21 protein-coding genes are annotated in these 21665 nt (G+C 39.9%); 8 read left to right on the forward strand and 13 right to left on the reverse strand.

Annotated elements, in window-relative coordinates; translation table 11 throughout:
* Window positions 1-10: 10 nt before the first annotated feature.
* Both J2X77_RS06395 and J2X77_RS06400 read right to left on the reverse strand, forming a co-directional pair.
* Window positions 11-163: a hypothetical protein gene (locus J2X77_RS06395; protein ID WP_310079744.1), complete on the reverse strand. Its 153-nt coding sequence runs from the start codon at window positions 161-163 to the stop codon at window positions 11-13.
* A 29-nt stretch (window positions 164-192) separates the two neighbouring features.
* Window positions 193-996 carry a hypothetical protein gene (locus J2X77_RS06400; protein ID WP_310079746.1) on the reverse strand — a complete coding sequence of 268 codons (804 nt, stop codon included), beginning with the start codon at window positions 994-996 and terminating at the stop codon, window positions 193-195.
* A gap of 208 nt (window positions 997-1204) precedes the next feature.
* On the opposite strand from J2X77_RS06400, the gene J2X77_RS06405 reads away from it, so the two are divergent.
* A complete protein-coding gene (locus J2X77_RS06405; protein ID WP_310079747.1) occupies window positions 1205-3652 on the forward strand; it encodes a mechanosensitive ion channel domain-containing protein in 2448 nt (815 codons plus the stop codon).
* Window positions 3653-3732: 80 nt separating this feature from the next.
* Here J2X77_RS06405 and J2X77_RS06410 read toward each other — a convergent pair whose 3' ends face one another.
* The 6 genes from J2X77_RS06410 to J2X77_RS06435 form a co-directional block, all read right to left on the reverse strand.
* Window positions 3733-4188, reverse strand: coding sequence for a hypothetical protein (locus J2X77_RS06410; protein ID WP_310079749.1), 456 nt, complete (start codon window positions 4186-4188; stop codon window positions 3733-3735).
* 11 nt (window positions 4189-4199) lie between these two features.
* Window positions 4200-4814, reverse strand: coding sequence for a CHAP domain-containing protein (locus J2X77_RS06415; protein ID WP_310079751.1), 615 nt, complete (start codon window positions 4812-4814; stop codon window positions 4200-4202).
* A complete protein-coding gene (locus J2X77_RS06420) occupies window positions 4733-5119 on the reverse strand; it encodes a hypothetical protein (RefSeq protein WP_310079752.1) in 387 nt (128 codons plus the stop codon). The genes J2X77_RS06415 and J2X77_RS06420 overlap by 82 nt, the downstream gene beginning before the upstream one ends.
* A 91-nt stretch (window positions 5120-5210) precedes the next feature.
* Window positions 5211-5852, reverse strand: a complete 642-nt coding sequence (locus J2X77_RS06425) for a DUF6266 family protein (RefSeq protein ID WP_310079754.1) — start codon at window positions 5850-5852, stop codon at window positions 5211-5213.
* 591 nt (window positions 5853-6443) lie between these two features.
* Entirely contained in the window at window positions 6444-6731 is a 288-nt protein-coding gene (locus J2X77_RS06430) for a helix-turn-helix domain-containing protein (RefSeq protein ID WP_310079756.1), read from the reverse strand.
* A 49-nt stretch (window positions 6732-6780) separates the two neighbouring features.
* A complete protein-coding gene (locus tag J2X77_RS06435; protein WP_310079757.1) occupies window positions 6781-7524 on the reverse strand; it encodes a LytTR family DNA-binding domain-containing protein in 744 nt (247 codons plus the stop codon).
* Between the two features lie 428 nt (window positions 7525-7952).
* Here J2X77_RS06435 and J2X77_RS06440 point away from each other — a divergent pair, with 428 nt between their 5' ends.
* From J2X77_RS06440 to J2X77_RS06460, 5 genes are all read left to right on the forward strand, one after another.
* A complete protein-coding gene (locus J2X77_RS06440; protein WP_310079759.1) occupies window positions 7953-8141 on the forward strand; it encodes a hypothetical protein in 189 nt (62 codons plus the stop codon).
* 11 nt (window positions 8142-8152) lie between these two features.
* A complete protein-coding gene (locus J2X77_RS06445) occupies window positions 8153-9154 on the forward strand; it encodes a helix-turn-helix domain-containing protein (RefSeq protein ID WP_310079761.1) in 1002 nt (333 codons plus the stop codon).
* 12 nt (window positions 9155-9166) lie between these two features.
* A complete protein-coding gene (locus J2X77_RS06450; RefSeq protein WP_310079763.1) occupies window positions 9167-10042 on the forward strand; it encodes a hypothetical protein in 876 nt (291 codons plus the stop codon).
* Between the two features lie 113 nt (window positions 10043-10155).
* Window positions 10156-10728 carry a MauE/DoxX family redox-associated membrane protein gene (locus tag J2X77_RS06455; RefSeq protein ID WP_310079765.1) on the forward strand — a complete coding sequence of 191 codons (573 nt, stop codon included), beginning with the start codon at window positions 10156-10158 and terminating at the stop codon, window positions 10726-10728.
* A 160-nt stretch (window positions 10729-10888) separates the two neighbouring features.
* Window positions 10889-11230, forward strand: coding sequence for a hypothetical protein (locus J2X77_RS06460; protein ID WP_310079767.1), 342 nt, complete (start codon window positions 10889-10891; stop codon window positions 11228-11230).
* Window positions 11231-11298: 68 nt separating this feature from the next.
* Here the strand turns inward: J2X77_RS06460 and J2X77_RS06465 are convergent, their stop codons facing one another.
* Genes J2X77_RS06465 through J2X77_RS06480 form a run of 4 tightly spaced genes read right to left on the reverse strand, consistent with a single transcriptional unit; the run spans window position 11299 to window position 17674 of the window.
* Window positions 11299-12651, reverse strand: coding sequence for a RagB/SusD family nutrient uptake outer membrane protein (locus J2X77_RS06465; protein ID WP_310079768.1), 1353 nt, complete (start codon window positions 12649-12651; stop codon window positions 11299-11301).
* A gap of 3 nt (window positions 12652-12654) precedes the next feature.
* Complete coding sequence (locus J2X77_RS06470) at window positions 12655-15831, reverse strand: SusC/RagA family TonB-linked outer membrane protein (protein WP_310079770.1); 3177 nt, start codon at window positions 15829-15831, stop codon at window positions 12655-12657.
* A 12-nt stretch (window positions 15832-15843) separates the two neighbouring features.
* Window positions 15844-17301, reverse strand: coding sequence for a hypothetical protein (locus J2X77_RS06475; protein WP_310079772.1), 1458 nt, complete (start codon window positions 17299-17301; stop codon window positions 15844-15846).
* Window positions 17302-17305: 4 nt separating this feature from the next.
* Window positions 17306-17674 (reverse strand): hypothetical protein, encoded by a 369-nt coding sequence (locus tag J2X77_RS06480; RefSeq protein ID WP_310079774.1) that lies wholly within the window; start codon window positions 17672-17674, stop codon window positions 17306-17308.
* 598 nt (window positions 17675-18272) lie between these two features.
* On the opposite strand from J2X77_RS06480, the gene J2X77_RS06485 reads away from it, so the two are divergent.
* Both J2X77_RS06485 and J2X77_RS06490 read left to right on the forward strand, forming a co-directional pair.
* A complete protein-coding gene (locus J2X77_RS06485) occupies window positions 18273-18635 on the forward strand; it encodes a hypothetical protein (RefSeq protein WP_310079775.1) in 363 nt (120 codons plus the stop codon).
* A 352-nt stretch (window positions 18636-18987) separates the two neighbouring features.
* On the forward strand, window positions 18988-21066 hold the full coding sequence (locus J2X77_RS06490) for an ATP-binding protein (protein WP_310079777.1): 2079 nt from the start codon (window positions 18988-18990) through the stop codon (window positions 21064-21066).
* A gap of 129 nt (window positions 21067-21195) precedes the next feature.
* On the opposite strand, the gene J2X77_RS06495 is transcribed toward J2X77_RS06490, so the two are convergent.
* A complete protein-coding gene (locus tag J2X77_RS06495; RefSeq protein ID WP_310079782.1) occupies window positions 21196-21456 on the reverse strand; it encodes an NARF domain-containing protein in 261 nt (86 codons plus the stop codon).
* Window positions 21457-21665 lie beyond the last annotated feature (209 nt).

Here is a 21665-nt window from a genome sequence, read left to right on the forward strand (position 1 = left end):
TACAGCCGGGCTATTGACCTTTCATTATCGTCATAAGCACTAAAAAATGAAAGCCGTAAAGAACTACATTCTTTGCGGCTTTCTTGTGTACTGATATATTTACTTCCTCTTCAAAATCCTTTACTTCCCCTTCAAAATCCAACGCTGCCTGGCCTATGTGCATCTTTTTGAGCTAAATAAAGCGAAATGATATTATTTTAACGATATACGTTTTGCTAAAGTTTTCAACGCCCCTTTGTAGGAGTCCAAACCACCCATAAATGGTCTTCTGGTATCGGAAAAAAGCTGTCTTCCGTTGGAATCGTAGATGGATAATTGCACTTTAGTATCATAATTTGTGGAGGTATAGGAATTATTGGACTGCACCGCCGTACCTTTCGATTTATTGTCCTGCTTTTTATCGTTATAGGTAACTACGCCAGATCCGTAACTCATACTACCTTTATTCTGTATGTCATAAACTCCCAAGACCACATAGTCGACATTTAGAAGTCTGGCCAGATCATCTGGGGTGTGGTTTGCAATATCTGCAAAGGCTATTCCCGACTTGGACAAAGCCGCATTTGTGGTACGTGCATCTTGTATCTGGAAAGACATTCCCCTCGATTTGAGCGCATCAATACAGGACTGTTGAATTTCCCGACGCATGGCATCCGTGGTTAAGCCAGATTCGTTACTGACCACCTCAAAAGGGATTACAGCAAGTAAATTTCCTGTCGATGTGGAGACTCGGGAAGTGCTGGCAGTATTCTCAAATACCTCTTCACGACCGTTTGCAAATACAATTTTTGATAACGTTTGTTTCTTCAATTCATACTGCACATCTTCTCCGGTGTAGGAAAATTTTATACCATCATCCGTTATTGATATGACCTTCCCCTTTTTTTGTGTTCCATCAGCAAGATAGATAACGTCCTCTTTGTTCTGGGCTAGGCTCAGAGAAATACTCGCAAACATGATTACGAAGAAAGTCGAAAGTTTAAGAATTGCTTTCATGATGTGTTTTAATTTAGATCTATCTATTTTAATGATAACACTTTAAGCCATAAATCGTTTGTTTTTTTCTTCGCTATGTATAGACGAATAAAAGCTGCAAAAATGGAGCTGCGTAACATGCTATATATCTATAATTTTTTTAATATATTTAGTTCCAGATACTAATCCATTGTCGACTTAATACACTTAAAACGCCCAGCCCGTTGCTATGAGATCACTATATTTTGCCCTTATTTCATTTTATCTTGTCTGCCAACCTTTAATAACCGTTGGGGGACAGAACAATTCTGCTGATTCAACAGGTGGTGGTTTTGTTGCTAAGATGGAATCTTTTTTTAAAAAATCTGCCAAAATAAGTCAAGAGGATGTGCGTGAAGATCGAGCTTTGATACGCCAGAGTTATGTCATAGAAGAGATTAAGACTATGGGGCAGCAGGCCCATACCTTTTTAAAGAAAGGCTTTGACACTGTACAGATCAACAACAGTTTAGATCGGATTCTAATACGTCATAAAATTGCTAAGGATGGTGTATTTGAAAATTCGGGTACGGCGCAGTCGTCCAGAAATCTTACCGTTTCATACAATATTTTAAGCGCACTATCCATACAGGTAAAGAGCTACAAAAAGGAAGTTGATCGGTATCAGGCAAAGCTAAATGCTTTTCGTCTCGGTCTGGATTCACTGAGCAGTGATCAAGCATTATTTATATTTCCGAAAGACTCCGCTGAGCTGCTGGGTTATGTTGGCCGCCTACGCATTCTCGCGATGGATGTATCGCCTGTTATTAATCAGCTGAAACAACGGACAGCAATGATCCATAAGCATCAGATGCGTATCAATCTTGAATTGATGAAACTGGAATCCGATATGGAAGAGATACAGTTTTTTCAAACGTCGATTTCGCAAAAGACTTTCGACAGAGAGTTTGTTAATATTTGGGAGCCCAGTAGATTTGACCGCCCCTTCAACGAGATTAGTTACTATTCTTACACGAAAGCCAAAATTCTTTCCTATTATTATCTGCGCTCGTATTGGGGCAGATTCATTCTCTTTTTTCTCAGCACGCTACTTGTCACTATTTACATTTATTCCCTGCGGAAAAAGGTAGCGGATACCAATGCCATAACCTCTAGTATGCTTCTCAGTAATCCGATAAGCTGCGGCATATTAATCGGTTTTGGAGTAGCACAGTTTATTTTTCCATCACCTCCCTTTATATTAACTTTCTTTATTCTTAGCATTAGTACATTTATGCTATGCCTTATTTTAAAAAACTTTATTACCAAATACTGGCTGACAGTTGTCTACCTATTCCTTGGCATCTTTATTTTGGCGGGCTTAGACAATCTGATCCTACAGCCGTCACGGATAGAAAGATGGGTGATCTTTAGCCTCGCACTAAGTTCTTCTTTACTTGGACTACGCATATTGCTCCATAAAAAGCATCATAAAGAGCTGAGAGAGGAATGGATTTTATTTCCGATTGGTTTGATGGCTGGGATAACCTTTACTTCAGCCTTATTAACTCTTTTTGGGCGCTTTAACTTGGCTAAAGCCATGCTAAATGCTGGTATCACAAACGTGATTGTCTGCATTCTATTTTTGTGGATTGTGCGGCTGGTCAACGAAGGATTGGAAAAAGCTTCTTCTGTGTACCAAAATCAAGAGCGACGGTTGTTTTATATCAATTATAACCGGCTTGGCAAAAGGGCACCAACCTTTTTCTACGGCCTGTTGATAGTAGGGTGGTTTATTATTTTTGGAAGAAATTTTTACGAGTTTAAATTTATCACCGATCCATTGCGGGATGTATTGCAGTCCGATCATCAGATTGGCAGTTACCATTTTTCCTTTTACAATCTGACCATATTTTTAGTCATTATCATTATATCCACAGTTCTCTCCAAGATCGTTTCTTTTTTTGCTTCAGACACCCCTTGGAATTCGCGCGAAGAACAGCATCAAAGCAATCGCTTCAAACTGGGCAGCTGGATATTATTGATACGCATCGCTATTATTGTGACAGGCTTCTTTTTGGCGTTCTCCATTTTGGGCATTCCAATTCAGCAAATCGGTATTATCATAGGAGCCTTGGGCGTTGGCATAGGCTTTGGTCTGCAGACACTCGTCAATAATCTGGTCAGTGGACTGATTATCGCTTTTGAGAAGCCAGTCAATGTAGATGACCAGATCGAAATAGGCGCTGTGTCTGGGAAGGTCAAATCCATCGGTTTTCGCAGCAGTGTGATATCTACTTATGGCGGCGCAGATTTAATTTTACCCAATGGCGATCTGCTCAATGCCCATGTGCTCAACTGGACATTATCTGGAGGAAAAAAACGAAGCAGCATAACACTGGAAGTAAAATATGGCGCAGATCTCGAACGCACAAAACTCTTGTTGGAAAATATCATTAAAGCAGAAGGCGAAATCCTACATGCGATGGGTTCGGGAATACAATTTACACAGGTAAGTGCGCAAGCAGTGGGTATCTTGGTCTATTTTTGGATTAGATCTTCTAAAAATGAAGGGACTATTAAGAGCAATATTTTTACTGCCATATATAGAAGCTTTGATGCCGAAAATATCGAACTTGCTGTTCCAAAACAGGAATTTATTCTTGACCGAAAGGATGCGAGTGAAAAAAAATCTTAGGAAAAAAAAGGCTAGGAAACCACCCCTAGCCTATAAAAATACAATGATCTAAGCTGCTTAAAGCATCCAAAAAACCACAGTCAGCGCAAGAAAGTTTTAAAAAAGTTTCGAAATTTCCAAGCCAGTGCAAATGCCACCAACAGCAATCCGATGATCCGAAGATTAAGGGCTGCCCATGCACTCCATTTTTCTGTGCTTTGCTGCTTCAGCATTTGTATGCGGCTAGCGCTACTTTTTGTAGAAGCCTCCTGTTTGGCACTTATCCTTACCTGAGATTCCAGCATGGCCAACTGGCCCTTTTGTCCGATTAGACCACTATCCGGGTGAAAGCGAAAACTGCTATCCGTCCAAAACAACCAATACCGCGATTGGCTGTCGCTCAGTCCCCTGTACCAAATATCCAGTTGCTGCTTGTAATTGGACTGCGTTTGTTCTTCCCGCTGAGCTTCCTTCAGCTCGCTTTGATAAAGTTTACAGGAATAGAGTAATGGGAAGATCATGAGAAAGCGCCCACGCTTGAATAAATACTTTAGCATAGCCCCTCCTTTCAGTCCAGCCAATTTGAAAACACATGAATAGTGGATGCAGGACGCCGCTTTGAAAGGACCTGATTACCTACATTTCCTTCCACAGTCACGATCCAATTGTCCTCTTTTTTGCGCACAATCCCCACATGGTTGATACGTTGGAGACTGGAGCTATAGATAGCGAAAAGATCTGCCTGGCGAACACTCCCCTGCCCGATCTGCTGGGCTGTATAACGCCGGGCCACCGGAAAAAGTGCCGGGCTCCAGGCATTCCGCGGAGCTGCTAATCCAGCATTGCCGTAACACCAGGAGGCAAAAGCCGCACACCAGGCATGCCCCTTTCCCAGTCCGACATACGCGAGGTATTCCTCTACCCTGCTGCCATCGTTGTTGCCTGTGGCCTCGCGCACGCCAATCTCCTTTACAGCAAAATCGACAATACGTGCGCGTACACCCGAACTGGAGTATAGTTTCACTGATGGGTTATTCCCCCGCTCCAGACCAGAATTGGTACTTCGGAGCTCAGCATAACTGCCTGACCGCTTCCTGTCAGCTACAGTAGTATTGCCAAAACGGCTAAGAACGAGAATAGCGACAGAAAGAATACCGAAAAATAAATAATGCATTGTTGCCATGATGTCAATTGATTAAAGTGAAAATTAAATTCCTGACGGAAAAACTTAAAAGGCTGCCACAGGATTTCCTGGAGCCAGCAGCAGCAATAAATAGCCGCCGCGCCAGCCAATACGGCAAAGAGCAGCACGGAGAGGATACCTAGATCCAATACCCCGGCTGTAGGATCGATCGCCTGTAGCAAAAGCCCTGCTGAGATAAAAAATATGAGGAGACCTACCAGTACAATGCCAAGCACCTGTCTTCCTGTTAGCGGCCAATAGATATCCTCGATATCCGAGACCAGTTGTTTTTGTATGGATTCCATTTATTTTATTTTTAATTTGTTAATAGTAAACGGGGTTCAGGATGAAAGGGAGGTGCTCCTGACCGAGCAGCCTCCCTTTATGCAGATGCAGCTAGTTCAACACAAACTCCCCTAAGTATTGGCTCGTTGAGGTGATTAGCCCATCCCGATGGATATTAAAAGACCAGCCCACTATTTTCTTTCCTGTATAGCTGTCGGGTAGCACGATATCTATCGCTGCGTCCGATCTTGTCGCACCTTCGTACGCAAAAAAGAGGTTGTCCGCTTCATCGTACAGGATGACCAGCACCTGATCGTCGTCAAAGGCATTAAAACGATTGATGATCGGATCCCAAGTCAGATTGAGCACCCTGGGCGCCACCTCACCTACAACCAAGCCAACCAAAGCTGCCAGACTACCACTGGCAATTTTGACTGCCGCGAAGTCTATCGCAAAATCTGGGTAGTTACCCCGAAAAGCGTGATTGATCAGCTGTTGAAAGGCCCCATTATAGCCCGTTTTGTTCCTTAGCTTGCTGTCTGAAAACCCGAGCATCAGGATATCTTTAATGGATTTGAGAAAACTGGTCGTCATCCCAAACTTCATCCGCTGCGCCAGCTGCGCTTCTGACGAAGCCTTGCTGCTCTTTTTTGGTAAAGAGCGTACATAATCTATTCCTCGCCATGAACTTCCGACGACATTCCCTACTTTTCCGCTATAGGATCCGTGAATCCCTTTTAAAAATCTTGCCATGTTATTATTTTTTAAATTGTTAAACCCTAAAGTGGCGCTGCAGGCAGCCACGATATCGATATCATGGTACTAAGGTAAAGCGGTGTATGAAAGGGATTTGCTCAATGGCGCCATTTGACGTCACTTGGCTGAATATGCCATTTCCGACGGCATCAAATCCAGCATTTTGATAGAAAACGTTGTGCTTTTCGAGCGCTCTTCATATAGACTCACCTGCTTTTGGATTAATCCTTAATTGCCTGCTTTAGGCTAATTTGACACTATTCATAGGCTACTCAGTTAGCGTTAAGGCTAGGTAATGGCTTGTAAGTTGCCGTGGAAAAGCTACCTATCGGCGAGCAATAGGCAAAGAAACAGCAACCAAACAGCAAAGAAAGACCAATGAATAAGCAAACAAATGGCAAAGAATAAGCAAGGAAATGGTATAGGATAAGCAAACAGATAACATAGAAATACCATAGAATAGGCAAGCGAGGGGCGAGCTAATCCCAACGTATTCCCAAAGAGGAAGCAGCAAATAGGTTAGTTCACTTAGCGTCATCCAAATAAAAAGGCCGATCTTTTCCCAAAGATCAGCCTTAAAAAACAATGTTAGATCATACCCCGGTCTATACTGCGCTTAATCGCATCCTGGAGGTCCTGTTCGCGGTAATAATGCTTGTTGCCCAAGCAAATGGGTTTGAGCACTCCCGATTTTACCCAGCGGTTGTACGTGCGTTCGGAGATACCCAGGCGTGATACCACAGCCATACGAGTCATCAGTTCGTCCACACTCCATTCTATCTGCGTACCTTCTTTTGGCATAATTTGGTAGGCTTTGCAGGACAGCTTGTCGTTAATTTCTCGCAGCAATTGTACGATTTCATTCAATTGTAACATAAATTATTGCATTGATTGATGCCATGAAATGGCGCAGCCCTACCGGTTTTTATTTATTATTCTGTCTATAGACTTCGTATTGATGCCGAAAATTATCTTTATAAGATCGAGTAACTGTAATAGGGAAACCATTTCTTGGTTTGACAAAATGAAGTTCACCTGAACGCAAGAGATCAATTTTGGAAAGATTGACCAAGGTATTTATCCGAGGGCGGGCAAACATGGCTGCTGGAAGGTTAGCCTGCAGCCCTCCTAGGCTTCCTTTAACTTGATACTTATCTTTTTCCAAATAGATATCGATAATATCGTTGTCTACTTGCGCATAAAAAATCTGGTCAACTTCTATTTGAATCCTATCGTTATTGAGATCTTTTATCGTTAAACTTTTCACTTCTCTGCCTTGGTCCTGCAATTTCTTATCTACCTTTTCGACCACATCTTCCATTTTGGCCTTCAATACATTGAAACTGATCTTTTTACTAAAATAGGTGTAAAAACCGGCCTCATTTGCCTTAAACACATAATCTGTATGTGCTGAACAAGCAATCATGACGGGCGGATTGGGAATCAAACTGGCCAATTTGATCCCATCAATCTCCTTATCTCCAAGATCCATACCCAGTATCAACACATCGACCTCATTTTCTTTTAGATAGTTGAGGGCTTCTATGGGCTTTCGAACAATTTTGATGTCGTCATTGATAAAAGGAAGTTCCTTCAATGACATTAAAATATACACCAACGAGTCTGGATTATCGTCAACGATCAATAGTCTATAATTTAACTTATCCATGCTATTTCATTAAAACAAGGGTTTATAATTAAAAAAAGTTTAGAAAGATAAATTTACCTAAAATATTTATTTAATTTCAATATAAACAAAAATATTATTAATTGAGACTCAAATCAGGCAGCTGAAATTACGACAAACAGAAAACTACAGGATTGCCGCTGAAAATACCATGGTTTTGTCGGTTACGTATGCCCTTCACATAGCCGACATCAATTGGTTCATTAAGGGAGTGATTTCCTTCGCAAAGGCACACTCCCTCTTGGGTATAGGGCTGCATATCTATACCTCTTCACATTTAATCACATGTTGACTCCATTTCATACTATCATTTGTTGAACCATTTTCCGGCCTTGGGCTGTACCTTCCCTCGCCAAAAATTTAAAACTCCTTATTGGATCCAATGGCAACAAAGATGTCGGCAAAGAAAAATGATTTCAAAAAAAAATGTACATACAGCACAAATGGACGCCTGCAGGACAACGACAGCACAAACCGATCAGGTGCAATCTGAAAATGTCATCTACCCTACACTTTGGTTATTCGCACGAAAAATACTGTTATGTACCATTTTATTTGGTCTTTACGGTGAATTCTTCCTAAAATCATCTCATAACTAATTGTAAAGAATATGAAAAGATCTTATAAAATCGTATTTGGTACGGAATACGAGAGCATTGACGATCCTCCCCATCCATTAAGTTACCCCATTCGCCATGCGAAGGAGAGGCATTGGCAATCTTCGCACAATCAGATCAGCGAACAAATCTTTGACGGCCGATATGCTTATCTCTACGCTTACGAGTATTGGATCAGCAAGTCGACCGATGTAACGATTGAGGTGTATATGAACGACCTGCATGTCATCTATCCGCTATTGAATGAAGTTGAGATTTGGGGAGAAAGGCTGGATGAGGCATTCCGTTTTGAGCTATGTCCCTCTGAGGGCGCTTATTTTTACGTTGCATCGGGCCATTATCGTTTACATTTACCTATAGGCCATCATATACTGGTTGGCTTTGTCGTGGATGCCGGTATGTTCAGGCCGCCGGCCATTCAACAATTTTCATTTCTCAAACACTTGGTTCAGGCAAAAAAAGAGGCGTCAACAACTTCGCTCAAAAGTGTGGGTTTTCGTGTGGGTCCCATTACTGTCAAATACCTTTGTATCCTATTCAGCATACTCAACCCCAATACGCTCAACAACGAGCATATCCTGCTCAAACATCTGATTTTTCTGATCGATCTAAGCCGTTTCAAGCTTCTGGGTGACACTGACATAAACAATCACCTTGCAGTGCGTTGCCGACAGCTACTGGATATTATGATCCTGCAGCGCGGTGCTCGAGCGCTGATCAAAGAAGTAGCTGCAGTGTTTCTGACAGACGCGCAACAGCTCAGCCGCGAATTCCACAAATTTTACGGTATCCGTATGAAGGACTACCGCAACCTGCTGCTTCTCGATTATATTGAGCAGCTTATTGTGGAGCACGATAAGCTGGGCACTACTGCTCATGAAGTCGGATTTAGTGGCCCGAGCGAAATGAACCGATTTATTAAAAAGATGACCGGTTTGACGAGCGCTCTGTTTAAACAACAACTCGAACAAAGACGCGATAAAAAATCAAACTAAATCGACTTTCTTATGAATTTTATAGAAAGAAAAACACTGGATGTTAATACTACCCATGCCATCCTTCAAGATGCATACGATGCTTTGCCGCAGCTGATGAGCCGGTTGGCGCCTGGCGGTTGGGAGGAAAGCAGCTTTCATCAGGAACTCATGGACAGCCGGCAGCTATTTTATGACTGTTACCTGGAAAGTGATAGCGCAAGTGTATGGGAGACAGACTCCTCCTCTGATGTTAGCGCGCATGTGGATCAGCCCGAAGAAAAATTAAGCCTTGATGATTATTTATACATCTGCTTTCCACCGATTGGCTACGATTACTTAGAGCTATTTTACTTAATTTCCTGCATGCTCACTGAAATCACTTTTGTCAGTAACCTCTATCAGAATCATGACGGCGACATGTATTATTTCGATGAAATGACAATGGAAGATCTGGTGACCCAATTGGCGCATGAGAATGGAGAAATTGATAAAAACTGGGCGGATTTGATGGTATTTACCTTTTCGCCGCCCTACATGGAGGCGATGGAACTGCACTATTGTCTGGAAGTATTATTTCGGATTTTGCTAAAACATGGCTTTCAGCTCGATTATTGGCACAATGAGATTTTACAAGTTGTCGATCTTCAAAACGTATATCAAGAACTATTATTCAGTAACCTCGACGCCCATGAAAAAGAGCAGCGGCGTGAATCGGTTAAAGCAGATATCACTGCTATACTCCGTACCTACGATAGCTCGGCGATTGATCCGCTCGACCTACCGGCCATCATCGAAATGTTTAACCTGCGCGAAGTGTGCCCCATCGTGCTCGCCTACCTCCATACCTATGGTGAATTTCCAAAGGGATATCCTTATTTATTGACCGAATATCAAGGCTATCTATAAATTGCCCTTATCAAACTTGGCCTATCGATCAATCAAGTTTGGCCTAACGCGAGGGGTCTTTATGATTGTAATTTAGTCTTACTAATGTAAGTAAGCGATTAACAAAATAGATTATGGCACTAGGCGGAAGATATTTACAGCATGATGGAGGCACAGCAGCGGATACAGTTCAAAACGTAGGGTCACGTAGTTGGTTTGGGCGCAAATTAACTGGGGTGCTTTCGTACATCAGGAAGCATCCCCAGGAATTTGTGTTGCAGGTATTGACTTACGCTTTGCTGTGTCTATGGATCTATGTGGGATCGAAAAAGGTATTTACCTATACCGAATTCCGTGCTTCGATGATCAAACAACCTTTTGCCAATGGGTATGGCATTATGCTATCGTATATCCTACCCGCCGTACAGTTAGCTACAGGCACCCTCTTTATTTTTGAAGGAACTAAAAGATTGGGCTTTTGGTTTACGCTCGTCCTGATGTTTGTTTTTTCAAGCTATGTGATCTTGGCCTTACCAGATACCTGGGGAAGTATTCCGTGCGATTGTGTCCTCGAATTTCCGATCAGTTGGAAGGCACATCTTTGGGTCAATGGCCTGATCGCGATTGCATGTATTGCAGGCTTACTGCTTGATAGAAAGATAAGGATTTCACATCAGAGGAAATTGATGACGAAGTTAGGTTCATAAAGAAATTAGCAATAGCTGTTACAGCGGAAGCTGAGCCCAAGGCTGGTTCGGCAGAAGGGCGCGTCTGCCAAAAGACTAAGGGCTTCTCGTCCTAGATCGGTCGTAATAGTCTATCGAAAGGGGAAAACACAATTATAAAAAACAGAAATACACTAAATGTATGAAAATATTAAAATTTAATGCAAAAGCCGCAGTAGCTGTGGTCGTTGCAATGGCATCCTTTATCGGATTTAACAGTTTTAAAAATGCTGAGAAAAAAGTGTCATCGTCTTGGTATCAGATTACAACAAATGCATCCAATCCAAGTGATGATGTATTAGGAAGTGCAATTACAGATCCAACCTTGTCGGGTCAATGTAACGCAACTCCCGATGACATGCGCTGTGCACGCTTTATTGAAAACCCCGATAATCACGACCTATCAGGGGTAACAGTTGATGAGGCATCACAATTGTCGAACGTTCAGATCACAAGTGATCTGACCTACAAACCAGAACAATAGATACATCATAATTTTGTTTTTCATGTCTTGATTATTGGCTCCATCAAATTTATGATGGAGCCTATTTTTTACCGTTTAAACTGCAGCACATCAGATTTTATAATGACTTCCTCAGGAACTGGAAAAGTGTACCTCCTATCCCTTGCTGGAAGACTATACGCTGTCCCATTCACCGTCCGCTTTAGGTCTATCTTAAGATTATCTTCCCGATTGAGCCTCCTTAGATCATACCAGCGATGTCCTCTTAGATACAATTCTTTCCGCCGTTCCAACAGCACTAGTGCCAATGCTTGAGCCTGCGTCATATCTTTATACTCGGGTGCTGCCCCTGGTTTGTACCTATATTTTAGGAGCTCATTAACGGCCTGCAATCCATCATTGACTTTTCCTAAACGCACTAAGCATTCTGCTTTGATCAGATAAGCTTCGTCAAGCGCTATTCCTGTAAAGAGTGAAGCAGAACCAAGATACGATCCCCTATATTGATACAGGTTTCCAACCTTAGTAAAGAAATAGCTTTTGCGCAGATCATTACTATCGAACAAATCCACAAACGAGGTCGGAACGATCAATTTTGTTTTGGAAAAATATTCAACTTGATTAACATTTTCAAAAAGTAAAAACTCCTTATTGCCTATTCCACTGGCCGGAAAAGTATAACTAGTACCAGGCGTAATAGCGTTATAATCCAATAGTGAATACCCTTCGTTTAAAGCCATATTGGCATAAGTCAATGCTTTTTCATAATCACTTTTGACAAGATATAGCCTGGCAAGCATAATCATAGCACACGCCCGATCAGGAAGATACAACACAGGCACCTGTTTGGGCAATTGATCCAACGCTTGCAGCAAATCACGTTCAATCTGTGCATAAGTCTGCGTTACGGTCGCCCTTTTAGAAATTAACGTCGGATCATAATCCAGCCGCAATGGGATTCCAAATATTTCGTTGTCAGTATCTCCCCAAGGAGCAGCAAAATGCATTGCCAAAGTAAAAAATGATTTCGCCCTAAAAAATAGGGCGTAGCCTTCCAGTTTAAGTCGCGTGCTTTCATCCTGCTCTTTGCCTTTCAATTTTTGCAATCCATCGAGTACAAGGTTAGCATATAAAACCGTCTGATATGGATTGTTCCAATCGGGCACATCCTCACCTTCAAAAAGATCTTTGCTCCAGATATAGGCATTTTTATCCTGTAGCTTTTTCAATGCCAGCCAGATATTATCATCCACAGCGATTTCATCACCACTGGCAATACCGAGACCATTCCCTGTATTCATGACTGGATATTTATTGAGCAGCATTTCTAGATCGGTCAAAGTCGATGGGACAAACTGCGATTTGTTGTTCTTTAAATCCAAAAAACTGGGGTTGCAGCCCCATAAAAATAATAGACAAAGTAAACTCAAAAGTCTTTTCATGATTTAATAATTTAAGTGAATACCTATCGAATATGCATTGGGAATCGGATAACTTGAATTGACCGCATCCGGATCAATGCCAAATTTATTGGAACGATATAGGATCAACCCACCATTGTACTGTGCAAATAAACCAATACTAGCACCCCTAGGACTTTTGAATGCGAAGTTATAGTCCAACCGAATATCAGAGAGCTTGATAAAGTCTCCTTTGACCACCAATGGACTTACATTTGCATAATAACTATCCCGATTTGCGTTTACATCGCTCGGTAAAGCGGGTACTATCGTTATGTTTTCGTCCCCCGGTTTTTGCCAACGATCGAGGTAGTCGATATTCCCAATGCTATTCTGAAACAGCTTCGCATAGTCAATGGATTTCCTTCTAAAATAGAAGCCATTTTTCCATTGGATCAAAAAGCTCAGACCAAAGTTTTTATAAGTAAATGTATTGCGTATACTTCCCTGATATGGCGGAAAACTTCGCCCTACTAAAATGAGGTCGTCTATCGAGATGCTATTAAAATAACCTGTATAATCCCTGTTTCCAGGCGGGGTTAGTACCATTCCAGTAGCCGGATCCAGTCCACCAAAAGGGTACGCGTATATTTCGTCCAACGAATGCCCCTCCCGAGGTCTTGGAGACGATACAAAGCTGCTCGTTTTGACCGCAGTGTTTGCCATGTAGTTGGTCACCTTATTAGTCGTATAGCTCCACAATAGGTTAGCATCCCATCTAAAATTGCCCTGTAGAATGTTTGCGCTCAGATTTAGATCTAACCCCTTGGTAATCATATTGGCATAGTTGATCCTATTGTCAACATTTGACACACCATTTGACGTAAAGATTCCGGTCGTTGGGTCCAAAAAAGATTCGCCGATCAGATCGTTTCCATCTTTTGAATAATAATCAATCGTTCCGCGAATTCTTCCGTTCAGCACAGCAAAGTCGAGTCCCAGATTAATGATATTTATCCGTTCCCACTTTAAACTGGGGTTTCCTGCACTGGATAAAGTAGCGCTCGGCAATGAATTTGGGAAGACGAAAGTTGCCACATAAGCCGTGGGCAAAGCACTGATTTTGTTGACCACATTTCCTGTCACCCCATAACTAGCCCGCAGGTTGAGCCTAGAGATCCAGTTTGGCGTTAACTTTAGGGAATTCTTGAGGTCCTCATTGACGCCGATGGACCATAACGGCACACCTTTTTGATTTGTTTTAACTCCAAATAAATTGGAGGCATCCCATCGGGTACTCAGGCTAACGGTGTGCATCTTATCAAATACATAATTCAGATTGCCGTAGTAAGAGATATAGCGGTTTGTCAATTCCATTGTTGTTGCCGTATTGGTTGGAATCAAGCCGCTGCCCTCTGGGCGGACAGGATAGTATTTTGTATAATCGAAGCTTGTCTGATAGCTCAGGTTGTCGCTGTTATAACCATAGAGACGGCTTCCAGCTTCAGCAATGGTTTTGTTCTCGGACAGCTCTGCTCCTGCCAATGCGTTGATCTGATGTCTTTTCAGAAAATTACGGCTGTAATTTAGCTGGCCACGCCAGTTGTACGACTGGTCGCTCCCATTGTTCTGATCCAGTATGGCACCCAAAGGAATGATATAAGTACCGTCCGCTTGTGTGAATCTGTTTACCAGATCGTGTACCAAGTAACTATCCTTTTTGTATAGGTTACGAGTTGTGTTAATTCCTTGCTGAAATTGATATTTGAGCGATAAGTTCAATCCCGAGATAATCTCATACGAAAGGCCTGTCCCTAACAATAGATTCCGGTTTGTCGCATTCAGATCCTGTTGGTTTCGATCTTCTATAGGACTAAAAGACCAGTCGAGCAAGCCATTCTTCTCAGCATTTTCAATATAGGAAGAGAAGTAGCGGTAATTAATGGGAAGCGCCGCTCCATCACAATCCACAAAGGCCGTATAACCATCCAAATTGCGCGTATAGTTCAGGTCGCTGAGCGAGTAACCATTATGGATGGACTGGTTCATATTTAACCGTATATTGGTATTGAGCATCAGTTTTTTGAGCAGGTTATATTCCGTATTCAATGAAAAGGTATAGCGTCTATCCCGATCCCCTACGATATTGAGGTTATTTTGATCGAAGCCTGCAGAAAGCAAATAATTGAAATTTGATCCACCAGCCTTGAGTTGGAGGTTATAGCGCTGCAGCCAGGACATCCGGTAAAGGTGTTCTTGAGCTTGCTCGCGTACATCTCTATTCCGCAGGATCTCTTTCTGTTGTTCCAGTGTGGACAGATCAATCAGACCATCCTTATATTTAAAATTGAGCGCGGCTACACCAGGCAGTAAAGTCGGATTAGCCCGGTTGTAAAAACCCCGATCAAAGAGCGTTTGTTCAAGATCGACACGATCCGCGGAGGGGATATAGTTTCTATTGTAAAATAAATCAGGCCTCTCCTTTAAGGTACTGCTTGCTGAAAAGGTTAGCTTCAAAGGTGTATTATTAATCCCCTTTTTGGATGTCAGTACGATCACCCCATTTCCAGCTTTAGCTCCCCAGATTGCTGCTGCAGAAGCATCTTTGAGCACCGTTATACTTTCGATATCATCGGGGTTGATCTGGTTTAGATCCCCTGTATAGGGAAAATTATCCAAAATAATCAAGGGCTCCGAATTGGATTCAATTGAGACTACCCCCCGCAGTCGCAGTGAAGGCTTGATGGTGTTTTCATTAAAATTTGTTCTTCGGTCAAATTGAAGCCCACTGGTAATACCCTCCATCCGCTCTATAATGTTTGGAGAAGGATTGCGCTGCAGCAACTTCTGATCAATCTGTACAAAGGAGCCCGGCAAATTCCGCTTATCCGAACGATAATATCCTGTGTTGACGATGGCTTCATCTAGCTGCACCGACGTGGCTTTCAAGCGTATCACGGTAATTGCCGGATCTGACAGCAGGGAGACTATTTGCCTACTATATCCGATTGCAGAGGCTTCAATCTGCTTTTGTCCATCCTGTACAAAAGAAAAATAACCAAGGTCATCAGTCTTTAACACCTTATTTTGTGGCATCAACCGAATATTAACATTTGGAATAGGCCTATCGTTGCTGTCAAGCACCCTAATTTTTCGGGTTTGCTGTGCACTCGTTAGCAATGGAAGCGATAGCAGTATAAAAAAATAGAAAAAAGTTTTCATTTGTTTTAAAGGTTAATTGGTATGTTTTTTAACTTCCTTGAGCAGGAGGATCGGGACTTTTTCAAAACCGACTTCAAGTTTTAGGTTGTACCGTTTCAGTTCGCTTTGTACATATTCCATCGATCCTTTACCGATAAGATTAGTAGGGAATTGCATATGGACCAGCAGCTCTTTGGGCAAATTAGTTTGATCGACTATGCGATTATCATCAAACAGTCCATTGGGGAGCCTTGGCAAACCCGTTCTGATATAGTCTAACCATTTAAGCTCTCCATATTGGCCATTGAAATAACGATAAGCAGGGTCAGAAGGCTTAGCTTTCTTTGTTAGCAGTGCAATTGTCCCCTTCGGTTTACCGATACATTTTAACACTGGGACTCTATATTGTTTTGATTGATCAATACTGATCTCAAGCTGATATTCAGCTAGCGCATAATTAGCTAGGTACTGCCGGAACAGATTTAAACCTTCCTTCGCCTGTATTCCCTGTGGTGCGCGAAATTCAACGGTTCTACTGTTTTTCCTAAGCCAGTCGCCATAGATCGAATCTTTAGCAAAGTCATTATTATACATTTTGGGGCGTCCGATTTTAAGCTTACTTTTCAGATCAGGTCCAACCTCATATTTTATTGCTTTTAATAGATCCATTCTGTCAGTCAACAGATCCTGATAGGCAAATACAAGCAATTGATCGATGGGAATATTGATACCATAGTAGAGCCAACCATTAGGCGTTTTTACTGTTTTAAAAGTTACCTGCGCATAGCCCTCGGCATAGCCACCAACTTTAAAGCTATCCTTTTGATAGTGTACAGCTGTTGGAGCATTATGCTTCTGAAAGAGAGGCTGATTAGGATCTATTATCTTGATATCAGTCTCGTTATAGACGGAAGGCATTTTTCCAGCAAGCAGCATATTGATATTTTCCAACGTGGCGTAATTAGCTCGCGGCATTGCTATTACCTTTCCCTTATAGATCCAGACCATATGTGGGATAGCTTGGTGTGGAAAGTAGCGGAACAAGATCGAATCGTTGATCACAGACTGATGTTTCCAAGCAAAACGGTTCAGAACAGCTTGAATTTCGGCAGTACCCTCATACGTGACGGGTATGATGGCTACCTTCGTAGTATCTATTTCACTGAGCAGCTCCTCATTCATATTTTTTAGGGAACCAAGGCATGGCATACACCAGTGTGCCCAGAAATCCAGTATAATAAGTTTGTTTCTATCTTTATCTAAGGACTTGTTATAGATCTTTCCGGTAGACCAGTCGATCATCCGATGCGCCTCATTATAGAAGGCTTCGGGAACCTGGTCATTGATATAAAGCCCATCGGCCCCGCTGTCCTTGCGGGGCGTCTGAGCTGATAAACTAAACATATGAAATACAGCAATGCTTGTCAGAAGCATTGTTGTATTCTTCAATGGCTTTAAAAGCAGAATTAAATGCAATGTTAATTTTTTCATTATTTTAGGAATTGGTATCGGATTCGGATACGCGCTGGAAAAAATCGAAGATTTCCTTTGTTGCCTGTAATTCTTCTTCGTTCACAGAAGTGGAAATTTGGACTTTACCCAAGTCGGCTTTATCCATATGCAGCATGAAATAGGCTATCGTTGTTCGCAGAAGATCAACAGAAAATGTGGACAATTGATTAATACTATAGTTCCCTTCTGTGTTGTCGACATCAGGTTGCAATGCGACCATATGTTCGTGGATCGTGTTCAAAGAATATTTCTCCCAGAAATTCTGTACATTCTGAATGGGGTCGTATTCTTCCCTGTGCGTCTCATAGATGACCATATCCAATAGGATTAGGTGAGCATAATTGGATTTCATTCTCAAGATTTTTAATGGTGAGCTTAAGGCATAGCTATTCCAGTCCGACTGAATCAGCTACTTTTTCAGGCCATAAGCCATGTGTAATAAAATTGATTAATTGGAGGAGCTAGAATTCTTTTGAATGAGTATCACTAGGTAAATAATTGGGCGTCTCGAATTCCATAGCTGATGTGACCAGATCATCTCTGGCTGAATCGTACCGAGCTACTCGGGGGACTTAAAGATGTTTTTTGTAGTTTGTTTTTTTTGATTCATAGCTCACTTAATTTAAGTTTTATAAAGTGAGTCTCTCGAGGTTATTAAGAACTATAGCGGGCTCCTATCAACCGTATAGCAGGCTTCCGACGGCCTAGTGAAACGGAATTACGATAGTCGCCCACGAGCTATAGCTTGCACAAAAGTACAAAAATATCTACATGGGCATTAGACTACCGTCTCGTTCACTAGTAATTTGTCGGAATTCACTATCGAGACTCTTTTAGTCAAATGCCATTCTATCCAAGATTTGAATGAATATTTAACAAATATATATATTTAATTTAATCAATACAAATATGTATCGAATAAAGCTCTCGATTATGTCAACATTTGGTTTATGACCAACTATTCAAACATCGAAATAGAAATTATTAATATCTCACTAGGACTAACTGTCAAACTAAGGAGACTAGAATACAAGTATTCTCAGCTTGATTTAGGTATTATTAGTGAGACCGACAACACCTTAATAGGCAGGATTGAAAGAGCGGAACATATTGTTGGTTGGAATGTCATCATGTTGGTGAGCCAAAAATTAAATATTAACTTCTCATCACTATTTGTGCTTAAGACCAAGGCAGAAGTTTTAGAATTAATCGAGAATTGTTTAGCCTTAGAAACAAAGTTAACACAACAGAAAAGAGCATTTTATGACAAATTGAAAGGGAGGGTAAGTGATTTGTATGATAAAATAAGTTAAAAAATTACAATAATGTCTTTATCAAATAATCAAGTGAATAAATATAGAAAGTAAATTAGGAAAAATTATCCAGCTAATGCAATTTCCTTTTATAAAACAAGAAGTAGCTTAATCGATATTAGTCCCATTAAAGACTGAATATCACCAAAAAGGATTTAACAGATATTTTTTGGACTTTTGTTAAAAAAATACCTTTAGAGGTGTGAGGCTTTTAACAAGAAACTATTATTGTGGATTTTATTCTTTAATGTGATATAAATTGCAATAGCCTTATAATTTATATAATTATTTTCTTCCTCATTCAATATTCCCTATATTTGAAAATACAATCAAATATTTTGTAATTGACCTTATGATTTCATCTATTTCAATTCCTAAAATTTCAAATATAACAAATTTAAGAAATAGGGTTAATAAGCTTTATATTCCCAAGACTAAGCCGCTAATTCCGTTATTTGAGGTGATTAGCAATAGTATACATGCGATTTTTGAAAGAAATGAATCAGATAAAATTGATGGAAAAATTATTATTAATTTAATAAGAAATGGCTCTGTCGATCTTTTAAAAGAATCAAATAACATAGATAGTTATCCTATTAAGTCCTTCGAGGTAATTGACAATGGAATTGGTTTAAATTCAGAAAATTTTGTATCATTTCAAGAGTTCGATTCAGAAAAAAAATCTAAAATTGGAGGAAAAGGAGTTGGTCGACTTGTGTGTCTTAAATTATTTAATAAACTTCGAATTGAAAGCTTTTATATTGAAAATTCTCAAAGGTACCTAAGATGTTTTGATTACAAAAAAACATCAAAAGAAGGATTTGACAATTATATAAATGAGGCGTCCGATACCTCTAAAGCAGTAGGTACTAAAGTTACTCTAGAAGATTTCGAAGAAGAATATCAAAAAAAATCTCCCTCTCACATACTTGATCTAGCAAGAGAGATAATAAATCATTTTCAACTTTACTTTATTGAGAAAGTGATTCCTGAAATAATATTAAAAAATCAAGATGGAAATGAGGTAAATCTTAATAATTTATTTCAACAGGAATTTGAATCTAAAATTTTAGAAGATACTTTTATTCTTAAAGAGTTCGAATTTAAAGTTTATATTACGAAATCATTTAATGCATATAGTCATAAATTATTTTATTGTGCACACGATAGAATAGTTAAAGATGAGGGACTGTCTAAATATATTGAGGATCTAAGGAATATTGTTCTTGATGACACTCAACCAAAAGGCTATTTTTATCAAGTATTTGTTTTAAGTAAGTTTTTAAATGAAAGAGTTAATGAAGAAAGAACGAGCTTTCATTTTAATGACGAAGAAACTGATGAATATGATGATGAAATAACTTTTGCAAAAATTAGAAGAAATACATTAGAAAAAATCGAATTTCTTCTACAGGCTTTTTTGAGCAAGACCAGAAAAGAAAAAATTGAAAGTTATATTCCTATTATTCAAAAGGAGTTTCCAAATTATTCCAGTGTTATTCAATATAATAGGGAAAAGGTAGAAAAAATACCATCAGGCTTATCCCCAAATGAACTAGACGTCAAACTGTACGAGATAGAAAGCGAATGGAAAATTCATGTAAAAAAAGAAGGCATTAAGCTTTTAGATGAAAAGAAAGATATAACCGAGTCAGAAGAATATAAAAAGCTTTATGATAAGTTCTGGTCTGAATTTAATGATGTTGGTAAAACTGATTTAGCTCGATATATTATTCATAGACGTTCAGTTATTGATCTTCTAGATAAACTGATTGAGTGGGATACGGATCAAAAATTCTATAATGAAGATATCCTACATAGTCTATTTTTTCCAATTAGGGAAGATAAGAACTCTGTAACGTCTGATAAGCAGAATCTATGGTTATTAGATGAACGTCTAACATTTAATAATTTATTGGCTTCTGATAAAACTTTTAAACAACTCAATTCATTAAACTCAAATTCATCTGACAGAATTGACTTAATAATAGGTCAAGAGGAAGTTTTTGATAAGGCAACTCTGTTTTCCGAAGATAAGTATCCTTTTGAATCATTTACAATTGTTGAATTTAAAAAGCCTTACAGAAATGACTACGTATTTGGAGATCCAAAAAAAGATCCTGTTAGACAGGTAAGAAAATATATTAATGAAATTATTGATAAAAAAGTAAAAAAAGAAGGTAGAAGTATTGAGGCTGACAAAAGCACTCCGTTTTATTGTTATATCGTCGCAGATATAACTCCTACTTTAGAATATATTTTACGAGAGGAAATTTTCACAAAAATGCCTGATGGAATTGGCTATTTTAGGTTTTATAATTCAGATGAACTACCCTATAAAGCTTATATTGAAGTTATTCCATTCAAAAAAGTGATTAAAAATGCCAAGCAGAGAAACAAAGTTCTTTTCGATAAATTAAATGTTTCATAGCAACAATATTTTACACGTATTGCATTTATTTACTACCTTATAAAAAAAATGCGAAGTCCTTTCGAATTCCGCATTTATATAACTTACACAATTTGTGAAACTATGTCCACTAAGTGATAGGCACCATCATTAAACATTTTCCTGTTCAATTAACTTCACAACCTCAGCATATTTTAATGTAGAAAGTATATTGTGGTATAGAGTAAATGGAGAATTTGAAAAGTTTAATCTATCGTTAGGCTCAAGTCTCCCTTTTAAATAGGCAACATAATGAGTATCCTCATCATTATTCATAGCCATTAGTTGATCAACCTGTTGTTGACTCAACTCTCCATTCGGCATATTGAAAACCATTAAATCATGATCAGGAAGTTCAGTAAAACCTCCAATAGTTCTGCAAAGTGGATATTACGGTTTGATTTGTGCCAGTCATTTCGGTCGGATGGTGCCAGCTATTACGGTTCAAATGATGCCACTTTAGTGGTATAGTTTTAGTCCGTCCATCGTATCCGGCCTATGAACTACAGGTCTGCTGATTTTTTGAAGTTCTGAGGATATAGATCCTTTAAGTTTTTATGGTTTATTGACATGATGTTTTC

Source organism: Sphingobacterium sp. 2149 (assembly GCF_031455655.1).
GTDB lineage: Bacteria > Bacteroidota > Bacteroidia > Sphingobacteriales > Sphingobacteriaceae > Sphingobacterium.

Bases quoted from the DNA above. Each gene is read 5' to 3' on its own strand.
- J2X77_RS06470 (WP_310079770.1), bottom strand. From the start codon at position 15,831: ATGAAAACTTTTTTCTATTTTTTTATACTGCTATCGCTTCCATTGCTA.
- J2X77_RS06420 (WP_310079752.1), bottom strand. From the start codon at position 5,119: ATGGAATCCATACAAAAACAACTGGTCTCGGATATCGAGGATATCTAT.
- J2X77_RS06460 (WP_310079767.1), top strand. From the start codon at position 10,889: ATGAAAATATTAAAATTTAATGCAAAAGCCGCAGTAGCTGTGGTCGTT.
- J2X77_RS06395 (WP_310079744.1), bottom strand. From the start codon at position 163: ATGCACATAGGCCAGGCAGCGTTGGATTTTGAAGGGGAAGTAAAGGAT.
- J2X77_RS06465 (WP_310079768.1), bottom strand. From the start codon at position 12,651: ATGAAAAGACTTTTGAGTTTACTTTGTCTATTATTTTTATGGGGCTGC.
- J2X77_RS06485 (WP_310079775.1), top strand. From the start codon at position 18,273: ATGACCAACTATTCAAACATCGAAATAGAAATTATTAATATCTCACTA.
- J2X77_RS06415 (WP_310079751.1), bottom strand. From the start codon at position 4,814: ATGGCAACAATGCATTATTTATTTTTCGGTATTCTTTCTGTCGCTATT.
- J2X77_RS06445 (WP_310079761.1), top strand. From the start codon at position 8,153: ATGAAAAGATCTTATAAAATCGTATTTGGTACGGAATACGAGAGCATT.
- J2X77_RS06455 (WP_310079765.1), top strand. From the start codon at position 10,156: ATGGCACTAGGCGGAAGATATTTACAGCATGATGGAGGCACAGCAGCG.
- J2X77_RS06490 (WP_310079777.1), top strand. From the start codon at position 18,988: ATGATTTCATCTATTTCAATTCCTAAAATTTCAAATATAACAAATTTA.
- J2X77_RS06475 (WP_310079772.1), bottom strand. From the start codon at position 17,301: ATGAAAAAATTAACATTGCATTTAATTCTGCTTTTAAAGCCATTGAAG.
- J2X77_RS06400 (WP_310079746.1), bottom strand. From the start codon at position 996: ATGAAAGCAATTCTTAAACTTTCGACTTTCTTCGTAATCATGTTTGCG.
- J2X77_RS06435 (WP_310079757.1), bottom strand. From the start codon at position 7,524: ATGGATAAGTTAAATTATAGACTATTGATCGTTGACGATAATCCAGAC.
- J2X77_RS06450 (WP_310079763.1), top strand. From the start codon at position 9,167: ATGAATTTTATAGAAAGAAAAACACTGGATGTTAATACTACCCATGCC.
- J2X77_RS06480 (WP_310079774.1), bottom strand. From the start codon at position 17,674: ATGAAATCCAATTATGCTCACCTAATCCTATTGGATATGGTCATCTAT.
- J2X77_RS06440 (WP_310079759.1), top strand. From the start codon at position 7,953: ATGATTTCAAAAAAAAATGTACATACAGCACAAATGGACGCCTGCAGG.
- J2X77_RS06410 (WP_310079749.1), bottom strand. From the start codon at position 4,188: ATGCTAAAGTATTTATTCAAGCGTGGGCGCTTTCTCATGATCTTCCCA.
- J2X77_RS06430 (WP_310079756.1), bottom strand. From the start codon at position 6,731: ATGTTACAATTGAATGAAATCGTACAATTGCTGCGAGAAATTAACGAC.
- J2X77_RS06405 (WP_310079747.1), top strand. From the start codon at position 1,205: ATGAGATCACTATATTTTGCCCTTATTTCATTTTATCTTGTCTGCCAA.
- J2X77_RS06425 (WP_310079754.1), bottom strand. From the start codon at position 5,852: ATGGCAAGATTTTTAAAAGGGATTCACGGATCCTATAGCGGAAAAGTA.